Below are 13,565 nucleotides of genomic sequence, written 5' to 3' on the forward strand. Positions count from 1 at the left end.
CTCCGGTTCTGTTCGCTAGTGGTGGAATTCGCCGCAGTTGACGTCGAGGCACTGGCCGGTCACGGCGCTCGCCAACGGGGAGGCCAGGAAGATCACGGCGTCGGCGACCTCCTCGGTCGTGGGGAGCCTCTTCAGATCGGTGTTCGCGGCGGTGTGCTCGTAGATCTGCTCGACGGTCGTCCCGTACTTCTCGGCCTGGTGCGTGAAATACTGTTTCAACGTGTCTCCCCAGATATAGCCGGGAGCAACGGAATTGACGCGGATGCCCTGCGGTCCCAGTTCCGTGGCGAGCGACTGCGACGTCGCGAGCAGAGCGGATTTGGCCATCTTGTAGCTGCCGTACCGTTCCTGGGAGTGCCGGAGCACCATCGAGTTGATGTTCACCACCGCGCCGTTCGCCTCGGCGAGTGCGGGAGTGAACAGCTGGGTCAGCCGCAACGCCCCGAGCACGGTCAACTCGAAACTGCTGCGGATGTGATCGAACTCCGTGCGGGCCAGCGGTTTCATCGACGGAACCGAGAACGCGTTGTTGATCAGCACGTCGACCGTGCCGTACGCGTCGACGGCCGCGGACACCAGGTTCTCGGCCGAGGCCTGGTCGGTGATGTCGGTCGGGACGGTCACCGCGCGCCGACCGACGGCGATGATCTCCTTGCCCACTTCGTCGAGGCGCGACGCGGTCCGGGCGGCCAGCACCACGTCGGCGCCGGCGGTTGCGCAGCGGACGGCGAGGGTGCGGCCCAGGGCCGGTCCGACGCCGGAGATGACGACGACCTTGTCCTGCAGCAGTTGTGGAGTAGTCATGGCGGTCATCCCAGCATCCGGTCGGCCACCGCGGCCTGGCGTGCGGCGATGCGTGCGGCGAAGTCCTCGGGGGAGATCTTGTTGGAGTCGTAGTACGGCAGGCTCCGGTGGATCTCGTCGAACTTCACGACCTCGACCCGGGGACCGTCGTCCGGGGTCAGTTCGCGGGAGACGCGCTGCCAGCGGAACTGCAGGTAGCCCCGGAGATGCCCGACGGTGGCGATCCAGTTGGCGACGCCGGGATTGCGCTCGCACACGACGAGACGGATGTGGTCATCGGGATCCACCTGCGACTGCGCGACGTTCAGCGACGTCTGGTGGTTGACGTAGTCGAGGGAGATGTACCACATGCTGCCGAGCTGAAAGCCCTGGTAGGGCACGTCGGCTTTGGGGACGGTGATGACGACGGCTTCGTCCTCGGCGAGTTCGTAGTGCCCGACGGACGAGTACTGGGTGGCGAGACCGCCCGGAGTGAGCCGCGGTTCGGTCATCGTGTTCACCGGCAGGTTCAGGTAGAACCACTCCGGGAACTGCAGCCACGTCTTCACCCGCGCGACGAGGGCCTTGCCCGCACGCGCGTACCGCTTTTCGACGGTCTCGCGGGTGAGCGGGCCCGGGGCGGTGCCGACCGTATCTGCCCTGGCGATGCGAATGGTGCCGCGCCGCTGACTCCAATCGCTGTACACCTCCCGGACCACCAGTTGTGACGAATCCGGCGCGAGGGTGAAGTAGTTTCGCCGGCCCGCACTGTCGTCCGGGCCGAACCGCACCTCGAACGAGCCGTCGGGTTCGATGTCGATCTCCCGGTCGTCGAATGCCGTGACGCTCCCGGGAACGTGTGCGGCCGTGTAATTTCCGTTCAGCACCTGGAAGCTCAGGTCCGCCGTGGTGCCGCGTCGTCCGGTGACCACGTATTCGACGTCGTCGTCGATCCGCGCACCGAAGTACAGGGTGTCCGGGTTGTCCAGGCCCATCTTCATGTACGGGCCGGTGCCCGAGATGAACGTCGGGTGCGACCGTTCGGTGGCCCAGGCCGCGTGCGTCGTCGCGAGGATTCCGCCGGCGAGGTACTGGTAGCCCTCCAGCAGGTCCTGTTCGGTGCGGATGTGGGGGGCGCTCTCGATCAGTTTCTCGGCCTCGGCCATGGCGTCGGCGAATGGGTCGGTCAGCACACCGTGCTCCTCACGAGGGGTGGTACAAATATGTACCTGCGTGGTAGAACATTGATGAACCGACAATAGAACGTGTTCTAAGGAGTGGTCAATGGGGCACGAGGGCGAGATGTCCGACCGGGCGCAGGGCCGGCGGTCGCCGCCGACCGAGCGGGTGGTGCAGGTGCTGGACTTCCTGGTGGCCCGCAAGGAGCACCGATTCGGGCTGTCGGAGCTGGCCCGGCAACTCGACATCAGCAAGCCGACGTGCCTGGGCATCCTCACCGAGCTGGCCCGCGGCGGCTACCTCGTCCGGGATCCGGCCACGAAGACGTACGGTCTCGGGCCTGCCCTCATCGCGGCGGGCCGCGCGGCCCAGCAGGGGTTCGCCGCCGGGCCGGTGGCACGCAGGCATCTCGCCGTGCTCAGCGACGAGTTCCGGACCACCTGCACGGCGTCGGCGGTGGTCGGCGACCGCATCGCCGTCCTGGAGCTGACGAGTCCGCCGGGGGTGCGGGCTGCCGCCAAGGTGGGGGAAATGTACCCGTTCGCGCCGCCCGTCGGCCTGATGTACGTGCTGTGGGACGGCGACGACGCCCTGCAGTCGTGGCTGCGGCGCGAGCCCACACTGCCGGTGCGCCTCGACCGCGACCGGTTGCGCACGGTCGTGGACGAGTGCTCCCGCACTGGGTACCTCGTGGAGACGCTCACCCCGGTCGGGCAGCGCCTGCACACGCTCATGGCGGGGGTGGCCGCGCACGATCTGCCGCCGGAGCTGCGCGACGTGCTCGGCGAGATGGTGTCCAGCCTGGGGGAGCGGGTGTACCTGGACGCCGAGCACGCGGACCCCGCGTCGCCGCACCCCGTCAGCCTCATCGCGGCGCCTACGTACGACGCCGAGGGTCACCAGGCCATGGTCCTCACCCTCTACGTGGGTACCGAACTCGCCCCGTCCGAGATCGCGCGGCGGGGCAAGGCCCTCGCCGCGGCCGCGGACGCGATCACGACGGAGGTGGGTGGCCGCCGGCCGCGGTGACGGGCGGGAGGCATTGACCGCAATCTGAAACACGTTCTATTCTCGGAGGTGCATTCGTTTTCGACCGGGCTGGTCCAAATATGGAACAGCGACCGGTAAGGAACTCGCGACGAGGAGTCGCCCATGACCGCACCGCCCGTATACGAGTTGTCCCACCTCGGCGCGCTCGAAGCCGAAGCCGTGCACATCTTCCGAGAAGTGGCCGCCACATTCGAGCGACCGGTCCTGCTGTTCTCCGGCGGCAAGGACTCGGTGGTAATGCTGCACGTGGCCGCCAAGGCGTTCTGGCCCGCGCCGCTCCCGTTCGCCGTCATGCACGTCGACACCGGCCACAACTTCGACGAGGTCCTCGAGTTCCGCGACCGGACCGTCGAACGCCTCTGCCTGCGGATGGTGGTGTCGAGTGTGCAGGACGACATCGACGCCGGTCGCGTCAGCGAGGAGACGGGTCCGCGGGCCAGCCGCAACCGGCTCCAGACCACCGCGCTGCTGCGCGGCATCCGCGCCCACGGGTTCGACGCCGTCTTCGGCGGCGCCCGGCGCGACGAGGAGAAGGCCCGCGCGAAGGAGCGGGTCTTCAGCTTCCGGGACGAGTTCGGGCAGTGGGATCCGCGGGCGCAGCGCCCGGAACTGTGGAGCCTGTACAACGGCAGGCACCGCAAGGGGGAGCACATCCGGGTGTTCCCGCTGTCCAACTGGACCGAGCTCGACATCTGGCAGTACATCAGCGAGGAGGGGATCGAGCTTCCGTCCCTGTACTACGCGCACCGCAGGGAGGTCGTGCTCCGCGACGGAATGCTGTTGGCGCACACCCGGTTCCTGACCCTGCTCCCCGGTGACGAACCGTACGAGGCCCTCGTCCGCTTCCGGACCGTCGGCGACGCCACGTGCACGGGTTGCGTCGAATCGTCGGCAACCAGCCCCGAGGCCGTCGTCACCGAGGTCGCCGCGAGCAGGCTGACCGAGCGCGGGGCGACCCGGGCGGACGACCGGATCTCCGAGGCCGGCATGGAAGACCGCAAGAAGGAAGGGTACTTCTGATGCCGCAGTTACTCCGGGTCGCGACCGCGGGCAGCGTCGACGACGGCAAGTCCACCCTCATCGGCCGGCTGCTCTACGACTCCAAGGCGATCTTCGAGGATCAGCTCGAGGCGGTCGAACGCACCAGCCGCGAACGGGGCGACGAACACGCGAATCTGGCTCTGCTCACCGACGGCCTGCGCGCCGAACGCGAGCAGGGCATCACCATCGACGTCGCGCACCGCTATTTCGCCACGCCGCACCGCAAATTCATCATCGCGGACACGCCAGGGCACGAGCAGTACACGCGGAACATGGTGACCGGCGCGTCGACTGCCGACCTGGCCCTGATCCTCGTCGACGCCCGCAAGGGGATCCTCGAGCAGACCCGCCGCCACGCCTTCATCGCCAGCCTCCTCGGGATTCCGCACCTCGTGCTGTGCGTCAACAAGATGGATCTCGTCGGGTGGTCCGAGGAACGCTTCGAGGAGATCAAGGAGGAGTTCCGGCAGTTCGCGATCAAACTCGAGGTCCACGACCTCACGTTCATCCCGGTGTCGGCGCTGCGCGGCGACAACATCGCGCAACGTACCGTCAACATGCCCTGGTACGAGGGAGCGTCGCTGCTGCACTACCTCGAGCAGGTGCACGTGGCGTCCGACCGCAACCTGATCGACGCGCGGTTCCCGGTGCAGTACGTGGTCCGTCCGCAGCGCCAGACCGATTCGGCGTTGCACGATTTCCGCGGCTACGCGGGGACGGTCGCCAGCGGGGTGTTCAAGCCGGGCGACGAGGTGGTGGCCCTGCCGTCGGGATTCACGTCCACCGTCAGTGCCATCTGGGGTCCCGGCGGAACCCGCCTCGACGAGGCGTTCGCACCGTCGGCGGTGTGCGTGCAACTCGCGGACCAGTTGGACGTGAGCCGCGGAGACGTGCTGTGCCGTCCCAACAACCGTCCGCTCGTCGGGCAGGAACTCGACGCGATGGTCTGCTGGTTCAGCGAACAGTCCGCGCTGACACCGGATGCCCGGTACACGCTGCTGCACACCACCCGTGCCACCACGGCGTCGATCACGCGGCTCGACTACCGGCTGGACGTGAACACACTGCACCGCGACGAGTCCGCACAGTCGCTGTCGCTCAACGAGATCGGCCGTGTGCAGCTGAGAACGTCGCAGCCGCTGATGTTCGACCCGTACCGCCGCAACCACGTGACGGGCAGTTTCATCCTCGTCGACGAGTCGACCCACAACACGGTCGCCGCCGGCATGATCACCGGGCCGACGCTGTCGCGGTCGAAGGTGGTGTGGCACGCGGCGGCCGTGTCGCGGGAGGAGCGGGCGACGCGAGGTCGCACCGTGTGGCTGACCGGACTGTCGGCGTCGGGAAAGTCGACGGTCGCGGTGGAACTCGAGCGCCGCCTGGTCGCGTCCGGGGTGCCCGCCTACCGGCTCGACGGCGACAACCTGCGGCACGGCCTCAACGCCGACCTCGGGTTCAGCGCGCAGGACCGCGCCGAGAACGTCCGGCGCGTCGGCGCCGTCGCGCAACTGCTCGCCGACTCCGGGGTGGTCGCGATCGCATCGCTGATCAGCCCCTACCGCGAGGACCGGGATCGCGTCCGGGAACAGCATCGGGCTGCCGGGCTCGACTTCGTCGAGGTGTTCGTCGACACGCCGGTGGACCAGTGCGAGGCGCGCGATCCCAAGGGCATGTACGCGAAGGCCCGCGCCGGGGAGATCACGGGATTCACCGGGGTCGACGACCCGTACGAGGCGCCCCGGAACGCCGAACTCGTGCTGCGGCCCGAGGACGGCACGCCGACCGAACAAGCCGCGAGAATTATGGAATTGTTGACACGTGATCACTGACGCACGACTCGCGGCCGACATCGCCTCCGGTGCCGGCGCCCTGCTGCTGGACATCCGCACCGCGGGACTGGGATCGGCCGACGGTCGTGAACTCGGCAGGCGTGGCGACATCGCCGCCGATGCGTTCATCCTCGGCAAGCTCGCGGCGGAGCGACCCGAAGACGCGATCCTCTCCGAGGAGTCGGCCGACGACCGGTCCCGGCTGGAGCGGTCCCGGGTGTGGATCATCGACCCGCTCGACGGGTCCAAGGAGTACGGACTGCCCGGGCACTCGGACTGGGCGGTGCACGTCGCGCTGTGGGAACGCGGTCGCGGCATCACGGCGGCCGCGGTCGCGCAACCGGCACTGGGCGCCGTGTACGCCAGCGACGACGACAGCCACGCGGTCCATGCCGAACAGCTGCCTGCCCGCCCGCGGATCGTCGTGTCCGCCAGCAGGCCGCCCGCGTTCGTCGACGCCGTCGCGACGGACATCGGTGCCGAGGTCTCCACCATGGGTTCTGCGGGCGCGAAGGCGATGGCGGTGCTCCGCGGGGACGTCGACGCGTACATCCATGCGGGCGGGCAGTGGGAATGGGACTCGGCGGCCCCCGTCGGCGTCGCCGTGGCCGCGGGCCTGCACTGCTCGCGGATCGACGGAACCCCGTTGGACTACAACGAATCCCACCCCTATCTCCCCGACCTGCTGATCTGCCGGCCGGAACTCGCCGCGCCCCTGCTCGCGGCGATCGCGAAACACGCCACCGACACGGCCGACAGTGGACGCGTCGCGATGGCCAGGGCCTACATCGACGCCCTGGTCAGTCACGACGCCACCAAGGTGCGTCTCGCGGACAACGCGTGGCGGGTGGAGAACGGGCAGCACACGGGCGAATCGGGGGCGTTCATCCGGGACGAGCTCGAGAACGGACTGCAGTACCAGGCCATCCAGGCCGTGCGCGACCTCTCCTTCCACGAATGGGGCGACAACGTGGTGGCCCGGTTCGTGCTCGACCTCGGGGCCACACCTACCGAGGTGACGTCGGTCCGGATCACGGAACATTTCGACATCCCGGCCGGGGCGATCCAGTCCGTCATGGCCATCATCGAACCGTTCGCGATCGAGAGGGAGAACCGATGACCCCGGACCAGCTGGTCACCCAATTCTGCGCCGAGTGGATCGAGCCCGATCCGGCGAAGATCGCCGAATACTTCGCGGAAGACGCCGTCTATCACAATATTCCGATGGAACCGGTCATCGGTCGTGACGCGATCCGCGAGTTCGTCGCCGGCTTCACCGCGGCCTTCGGCGGCATCGACTTCCGCGTGCACCGGCAGGTCACCGACGGCGGCCAGAGTCCCAACGCCGAGGAGTCGAGCGGGGTGGTGATGAACGAGCGGATCGACGTGTTCACCCTCAACGGCACCGTCGTCGAACTGCCCGTCGTCGGGGTCTTCGAGATCACCGGCGGCAAGATCACCACCTGGCGCGACTACTTCGACATGGCGCCGATCCAGGCCGCGGCCGGTGGTGGGTGACTCACCGCAGTAAATGTTGACGTCAGGTTCAAGTTGGCTCTACGCTGACCCCGGGGGTATGACGACCGTCACACCGGAGAGGCGAATGGCATGTCGCGCCCGCGAACCGCACCCACACCGCCGGTCACCGCCCGGGGTGTCCGCACCCGCGATCGCCTCGTCGCCGCGGCCCGGGTGGTGTTCGAGCGCGAGGGATACCTCGACGCCCGCCTCGTCGACATCAGCAAGGAGGCCGGACTCTCGACCGGCTCCTTCTACACCTACTTCGCCGGCAAGGAGGAAGTGTTCGCGGCGGTCGTGGAGGTGACGCAGAACGACCTGCTGCATCCCGGGATGGGGCGGGTCGAGGACGAGGACGACGTGCACGCGGTCGTGGAGGCGAGCATCCGGGCATACCTGCACGCGTGCCGCCGGAATGCGCGTCTGCTGGCCCTGCTCGAGCAGGTCGCGCACGTCGACCCCGCATTCCGTGAACTGGAGCGCACTCGGGACGAGACGTTCTACCTGCGCAACGCGAGGGCGATCGCCGATCTGCAGGCTCGGGGTCTCGCCGACGCGTCGCTCGACCCGATGCTGACGTCGAAGGCGTTGTCCGCCATGGTCGGGAGAATGGCCTACGGCTATTTCGTCGGACCGCCGAGCGAGCGGCGAGCACTCACGTTCGAAGAACTGAACGCCGGGCTCGCGCGGATGTGGACGAACGCGCTGCGCGTCCCGGACCGCGTGTGAGGGGCCGTCAGAAGCCGGGGGCGTGGAGGATGCGCAGAACCAGAGCGGCGTTGATGTCGCCCAGTTCCTCCGGCGTGAATTCGCCGTCGGGGCTGTACCAGCGGCAGATGTCCACCGCGAGGGACATGATCGCCAGAACGGCGACGCGGGGGTCGGGAATGAGGAACACACCCTGATCGAGCCCGTTCTGCACCTCGCGCATCGCGGCGACCCGGATCTGGAGCCGGGTCTCGGCTACCGTCTCGCGATGTTCGGGACTGAGATGCCTGCTCTCGTACTGGGCGATGCGCGCCCGGCGAAAGTTCCGGGCGTGCATGATGCTGAACTCGCGGACCAGGGCCCGGACGCGGTCGATCGGGTCGGTGAACGGTGCGACCGCGCTGAGCACCAGCGCGAGGGCGCGCTCGTTCGACCGGCGGACCAGTTGGAAGAGCAGATCCTCCTTCGACGGGAAGTGCACATACATCGCGGAGGGGCTCATTCCCGCCGTCGTGGAGATGTCCCGCGTGCGGGTGGCTTCGAAACCCTTGTCGGAGAACAGCGTCGTCGCCGCGCGGAGCAGGCGCTCCTCGGAGGTCGGCGGACCCGGGCTGGCCTGCTCGGTCGCGAACACGTCGTCTCGCAGTTCGGTCATCGGTGGTCCTCTCCGCCGCATCGAGCTTCGTCCGTGCCGGCGGGATTCGGCAAGACCAATCCCCTCGAGTGATTGACATCACATCACTGTTCACACACACTAAGCAAGCGCTCACTGACTTGAAGTTGGCGTCAGGTTCTGAAAAATCGCGATCCCACATCCACCCGTAGACCTATCTCGAGGAGTGATCGGATGACTTCATCCGCGGTGCAGCCGAGTAAGGACGCGGCCGGCGACACGGCCGTCTCGCGCACGCGTGCACATCGGAAACTGCTGGCGGCGGGCCTGGTCGGCAGCTCGATCGAGTGGTACGACTTCTTCCTGTACGGAACCGCTGCGGCACTGGTCTTTCCCCACGTCTTCTTCCCCGGCGCGTCGGCGTTGGTGGGCACCCTGCTCTCGTTCAGTACCTTCTGGGCCGGCTTCGTCGCCCGCCCGCTCGGCGGCCTCGTCGCCGGTCACTTCGGTGACAAGTACGGCGGCAAACCGGCGGTCGTGACCTGCCTGCTGTTCATGGGGCTGGCGACGTTCCTGATCGGCTGCCTGCCCGGCGCCGCGACCATCGGGATCGCGGCCCCGATCCTGCTGGTGGTCCTGCGGTTCGTCCAGGGCCTCGCGTGCGGGGGTCAGTGGGGTGGGATCGTGCTGCTGCTGACCGAATCGGCCAGTCCCAAGCGCCGGGGATTCTCCGGCACCTTCGGGCAGATGGGTGTCTCGTTCGGTGTCCTGCTCGGCAACCTCGTGTTCCTCGGCGCCACCGCGGCGATCTCGAACGAGGCGTTCCTCAGCTGGGGCTGGCGGATCCCGTTCTTCGCCAGCGCACTGCTGTTCCCGGTCGTGCTGTACATCCAGACCAAGGTCGAGGACACCCCCGAATTCCGTCACCTGCAGGAGGAGGCGGAGAAGAAGAACGGGACCGTCGTCCGCGCACCGCTGACCCAGGCGATCAGGGACCACTGGCGCAAGATCCTGCTCGGCTGCGGCCTGCTCGCGGCCACCAACTCGCTGTTCTACATTTCCATCGCCGGGGTGCTCAGTTACGGCACCGCGGAACTGGGGATGAAGCGCAACGACCTGCTCGCGATCTCGCTGCTCAGCGCGGCGCTCACGGTCGGTGTGGTGCTGTGGTCCGGGCACATGTCCGACAAGATCGGGCGCAGGCCGATGATCCTGATCGGTGCGGCGATGATCATCGTGTGGGCGTTCCCGTATTTCTGGTTGATCAACACCCGGAACCTGGTGCTGTTCTTCATTGCCGTCACGGTTGGCAGCGTCTTCCAGTCCATGACGTACGGGCCGATCGCCGCGTACATGGGTGAGTTGTTCGCTCCCAACGTCCGGTACTCCGCCGCCTCGCTGGCGTATCAGCTGGCCGCGATCACGGTGAGCGGCGGCACCCCGTTCATCATGACCGCGCTGATCGCCAAGACCGGGACCACCACGTTCGTCGCCGTCTTCGTCGCGTTGATGGGGCTGGTCACCTTCCTCTGCGCGTGGAAGCTCCGCGAGACCAACACTGCCGAGGTCCGCAGCGATCCGACTGCCGTGCCCGGTGCCCAGTTCTACTAGACGGCCCGCCCCTTTCACGACGATGCCCACCGCCGGATCTCGGCGGTGGGCATCGTCGTCACCTCTCGCTCAGCTGATCTTCAGTACCAGCTTGCCGGTGTTGGCGCCGTCGAACAGCAGGTTGAGGGTGCGGCCGAACGCCTCGACGCCCCCGGTCTCGACCTGTTCGCGGGTCACGATCTCGCCGGCACGGATCCACTCCGACATCGCCTCCATGCCCTCGGGGAACCGGTCGAGGTAGTCGAACACGATGAACCCCGTCATCGACGCACGGTTGACCAGCAGCGACAGGTACCGGGACGGCCCGGGCTGCGGGTCGGTGGCGTTGTATCCGGAGATCGCGCCGCACAGCGCGACCCGGGCGTTCTTGCGAAGCCGGGCCAGCGCGGCGTCGAGGATCTCCCCGCCGACATTGTCGAAGTAGATGTCGATCCCGCCCGGTGCGGCGGCGCGCAGCGCCTTCCCGACCGATTCGGACTTGTAGTCGATCGCCGCGTCGAAACCCAGATCCTCGGTCAGCCACGCGCACTTCTCGGGGCCGCCTGCGATGCCGATCACCGTGGCGCCCTTCAGTTTGGCGATCTGTCCGGCGATGCTCCCGACCGCTCCTGCCGCGCCCGAGATGAGCACGGTGTCGCCCTTCTCCAGTCTGCCGACGTCGGTGAGGCCGAAATAGGCGGTCATGCCGGGAAATCCGAGTGCGCCCAGCCACGTCGGTGCCGGGGCGAGCGACTCGTCGACGGTGAGCGCGCCGCGGCCGTCGGAGAGCGCGTACTCCTGCACGCCGAACTGCCCGGACACGAGCTGTCCTTCGGGGAACTTCGCGTTCTTCGACGCCACCACCCGGCCGACGGCGTGGGTGCGCATCACCTCGCCGATCGCGACCGGCGGCACGTACGACTTCACGTCGTCGAGCCACCCGCGCATCGCCGGGTCGAGGGACACGTAGTCCACCTTCACGGTGAATTCGCCGTCCGAGGGTTCGGGTATCGGCTCCGACGTGATCTCCCAGGTGGAGTCGTCGGGACGGCCGACCGGACGCTTCGCCAGTCGGACCTGCCTGTTCACGGTTGTCACGGTGTTCACCTTTCGGGTGCTTCTGCGGTCAGTGCGTCGTTTCTCAGCGCGGTCCTGTCGATCGACCGTTTGAGGATCTTTCCGGTCGAACCCTTCGGAAGGGAGTCGACGATCGCGACGATCCGGGGAATCTTGTATGCGGACAGCCGTTCCCGGGCCCAGCCGGTCAGTTGGGCGCCGTCCAGCCCGGAACCGGGGACGGTGGCCACGACCGCAGCCACCTCCTCGCCGTAGTGATCGTCGGGGACGCCCACGACGGCGGCCTCGACGATGTCGGGGTGCGTGTACAGGACCTCCTCGACCTCACTCGGGTACACGTTGTAGCCGCCCCGGATAATGAGATCCTTCACCCGATCGACGATGCGCAGATCCCCGTCCGCATCGATCTCGCCCAGGTCCCCGGTGCGCAGCCAGCCGTCCGGGTCCAGGACGGCGGCGGTGTCGGACGGCCGGTTCCAGTAGCCCTTCATCACCGTCGCCCCCTTCACGAACACCTCGCCGACGGTCCCGGGCGGGCAGGCGAGCCCGTCGTGGTCCCGCGCCTCGACCGCAAGCCGGGGCACCGCGCGACCCGTGTAGCCGATCTTCCCGCCGCGGTCGATGTCGTTGAACGTGCCGAACGCGGTGGTCTCGGTGAGCCCGTAGCCCTCGAGGATGGTGCACCCGAAGTGGGACTCGAATTCGCGGGCCACCTCACCCGGAAGTGACGCGCCCCCGGAGATGGCGATGCGCAGTTGCGTGAAATCCTGCGAGTCGGCGCCGTCCGCGGCATGCAGCATGGCGTTCCACATCGTCGGCACACCGGCCATGATCGTCAGGCGGTCGCGGCGGAGCAGGGCGAGCATCGCCGCCGGATCGAATCGGGCCAGCAGCGTCAGCGACCCACCGCCGGTGAACGTCGCCATCATGACCGAGGCCTGGCCGAACACATGAAACAGGGGAAGTCCGGTGCCGGTCCGGTCTTCGCTCGAACCGCGACTGCATTCGGCGCCGATCTCGCCGCCGGACAGCAGGTTCCCCACCGTCAGCTCCGCGCCCTTCGGCCGCCCGGTGGTGCCGGACGTGTAGAGGATGGCGGCGGTGTCGTCGCGGTCCCGCTCGGCGACGGCAGCCGGCTCGGTGTCCGGCGACGCACTGTCGGGGGTGAGCGTCCAGACCGGGATGTGCAGTGCGGCGGCCGCGTCGGCGATCGCGGGCCCGAGTTCGTGCCACACGATGGCGATCGCGGGCCCGAGTTCGTGCCACACGATGGCGAGTGCGGCGCCGGCATCGGTGAGGACGTACTCGGTCTCGGGCCGGGTCGACATCGTGTTCACCGGCACCACGACGCACCCCGCCGCCTGAATGCCCAGGTACGCGACCACGAACTCGGGCACCGAGGGTGCGGCCAGAAGGATTCGGTCGCCGGGGGACAGGCCCGCTTCGGTGAGCGCTCCCGCGTACCGGGTGCTCGCGGCGCGCAACTGTCCGTAGGTCAGGGTGCTGTCCGCACCTCTCAGCGCGATGTTGTCGGGAGTGGCGTCGGCGTGGCGGGACACCGGATCGAGCACATTCGCCCGTGAGTAGTTGTCAACCGCGGGCGGTTCACAAGTGCTCACGGCTGCTAGCCGGCCTCGACGACGCGGGCGACGGACTCGGACACGACCACCGGTTTGTCGGAGCCCTCGCGCTCGACGACCTGGGACATGGTCACCTGGATGCCGCCCCCGACCTGTTCCGCGGATCGGATGGTGGCACGCATCCGGATGCGCGAACCTACCGGCACCGGCGCGGGGAAGCGGACCTTGTTGTAGCCGTAGTTGAGGCTGTGTGCGAAGCCGTCGAAGCGCAGCAGGGTAGCCGACAGGGCCGGTCCGAGGGACAGGCTGTAGAGGCCGTGCGCGATGGTGCCGCCGAGCGGGCCGGCGGCAGCGCGCTCGGTATCGATGTGGATCCACTGGTGGTCGCCGGTGGCGTCCGCGAAGGCGTTGACGCGTTCCTGGGTGACGTCGTGCCAGTCGGTGGGGCCCAGCTCCTTGCCGATCAGCGCCGTGAGCTCGTCGAAGCTCGCGGGGCGAACGGGCAGTGCGGTGGTGTCGGTCATCTGTCTCCCTCGATTCCGGGTGGTGCAGGGCCTGGATGTGTCACGTTGGCTGCATCGGAAGTCGTGTGTTGCC

Annotated in this window: 13 protein-coding genes; 7 read left to right on the plus strand and 6 right to left on the minus strand. The window is 68.0% G+C overall.

What is annotated here, in order from left to right:
* Positions 1 to 15 precede the first annotated feature (15 nt).
* Both P3H15_RS34645 and P3H15_RS34650 read right to left on the minus strand, forming a co-directional pair.
* On the minus strand, positions 16 to 813 hold the full coding sequence (locus P3H15_RS34645; RefSeq protein ID WP_276141389.1) for an SDR family oxidoreductase: 798 nt from the start codon (positions 811 to 813) through the stop codon (positions 16 to 18).
* Positions 810 to 1,976: a hypothetical protein gene (locus tag P3H15_RS34650; protein ID WP_276141390.1), complete on the minus strand. Its 1,167-nt coding sequence runs from the start codon at positions 1,974 to 1,976 to the stop codon at positions 810 to 812. The genes P3H15_RS34645 and P3H15_RS34650 overlap by 4 nt, the downstream gene beginning before the upstream one ends.
* Positions 1,977 to 2,067: 91 nt before the next feature.
* On the opposite strand from P3H15_RS34650, the gene P3H15_RS34655 reads away from it, so the two are divergent.
* The 6 genes from P3H15_RS34655 (at position 2,068) to P3H15_RS34680 (ending at position 8,129) form a co-directional block, all read left to right on the plus strand.
* Positions 2,068 to 2,991 (plus strand): helix-turn-helix domain-containing protein, encoded by a 924-nt coding sequence (locus tag P3H15_RS34655; RefSeq protein ID WP_276141391.1) that lies wholly within the window; start codon positions 2,068 to 2,070, stop codon positions 2,989 to 2,991.
* A gap of 123 nt (positions 2,992 to 3,114) precedes the next feature.
* Positions 3,115 to 4,032, plus strand: a complete 918-nt coding sequence (gene cysD, locus P3H15_RS34660; protein WP_276141392.1) for a sulfate adenylyltransferase subunit CysD — start codon at positions 3,115 to 3,117, stop codon at positions 4,030 to 4,032.
* Positions 4,032 to 5,882, plus strand: a complete 1,851-nt coding sequence (gene cysC, locus P3H15_RS34665; RefSeq protein ID WP_276141393.1) for an adenylyl-sulfate kinase — start codon at positions 4,032 to 4,034, stop codon at positions 5,880 to 5,882. The genes cysD and cysC overlap by 1 nt, the downstream gene beginning before the upstream one ends.
* On the plus strand, positions 5,872 to 7,002 hold the full coding sequence (locus P3H15_RS34670; protein ID WP_276141394.1) for a 3'(2'),5'-bisphosphate nucleotidase CysQ: 1,131 nt from the start codon (positions 5,872 to 5,874) through the stop codon (positions 7,000 to 7,002). The genes cysC and P3H15_RS34670 overlap by 11 nt, the downstream gene beginning before the upstream one ends.
* The gene (locus P3H15_RS34675; protein ID WP_276141395.1) at positions 6,999 to 7,400 is read left to right on the plus strand and encodes a limonene-1,2-epoxide hydrolase family protein; all 402 of its coding nucleotides are present in this window, start codon (positions 6,999 to 7,001) and stop codon (positions 7,398 to 7,400) included. The genes P3H15_RS34670 and P3H15_RS34675 overlap by 4 nt, the downstream gene beginning before the upstream one ends.
* A 90-nt stretch (positions 7,401 to 7,490) precedes the next feature.
* The gene (locus tag P3H15_RS34680) at positions 7,491 to 8,129 is read left to right on the plus strand and encodes a TetR/AcrR family transcriptional regulator (RefSeq protein WP_276141396.1); all 639 of its coding nucleotides are present in this window, start codon (positions 7,491 to 7,493) and stop codon (positions 8,127 to 8,129) included.
* Positions 8,130 to 8,136: 7 nt separating this feature from the next.
* Here P3H15_RS34680 and P3H15_RS34685 read toward each other — a convergent pair whose 3' ends face one another.
* The gene (locus P3H15_RS34685; RefSeq protein WP_276141397.1) at positions 8,137 to 8,763 is read right to left on the minus strand and encodes a TetR/AcrR family transcriptional regulator; all 627 of its coding nucleotides are present in this window, start codon (positions 8,761 to 8,763) and stop codon (positions 8,137 to 8,139) included.
* Positions 8,764 to 8,955: 192 nt separating this feature from the next.
* On the opposite strand from P3H15_RS34685, the gene P3H15_RS34690 reads away from it, so the two are divergent.
* Positions 8,956 to 10,332, plus strand: coding sequence for an MFS transporter (locus P3H15_RS34690; protein WP_276141398.1), 1,377 nt, complete (start codon positions 8,956 to 8,958; stop codon positions 10,330 to 10,332).
* A gap of 69 nt (positions 10,333 to 10,401) precedes the next feature.
* Here P3H15_RS34690 and P3H15_RS34695 read toward each other — a convergent pair whose 3' ends face one another.
* Genes P3H15_RS34695 through P3H15_RS34705 form a run of 3 tightly spaced genes read right to left on the minus strand, consistent with a single transcriptional unit; the run spans position 10,402 to position 13,492 of the window.
* A complete protein-coding gene (locus P3H15_RS34695) occupies positions 10,402 to 11,409 on the minus strand; it encodes an NADP-dependent oxidoreductase (RefSeq protein WP_276141399.1) in 1,008 nt (335 codons plus the stop codon).
* Positions 11,410 to 11,414: 5 nt separating this feature from the next.
* Positions 11,415 to 13,007 (minus strand): AMP-binding protein, encoded by a 1,593-nt coding sequence (locus P3H15_RS34700; protein ID WP_276141400.1) that lies wholly within the window; start codon positions 13,005 to 13,007, stop codon positions 11,415 to 11,417.
* A gap of 5 nt (positions 13,008 to 13,012) precedes the next feature.
* Positions 13,013 to 13,492, minus strand: coding sequence for a MaoC family dehydratase (locus tag P3H15_RS34705; RefSeq protein ID WP_276141401.1), 480 nt, complete (start codon positions 13,490 to 13,492; stop codon positions 13,013 to 13,015).
* Positions 13,493 to 13,565 lie beyond the last annotated feature (73 nt).

The sequence above is a fragment of the Rhodococcus sp. T2V genome, assembly GCF_029269925.1.
Classification (GTDB): Bacteria; Actinomycetota; Actinomycetes; order Mycobacteriales; family Mycobacteriaceae; genus Rhodococcus_F; species Rhodococcus_F koreensis.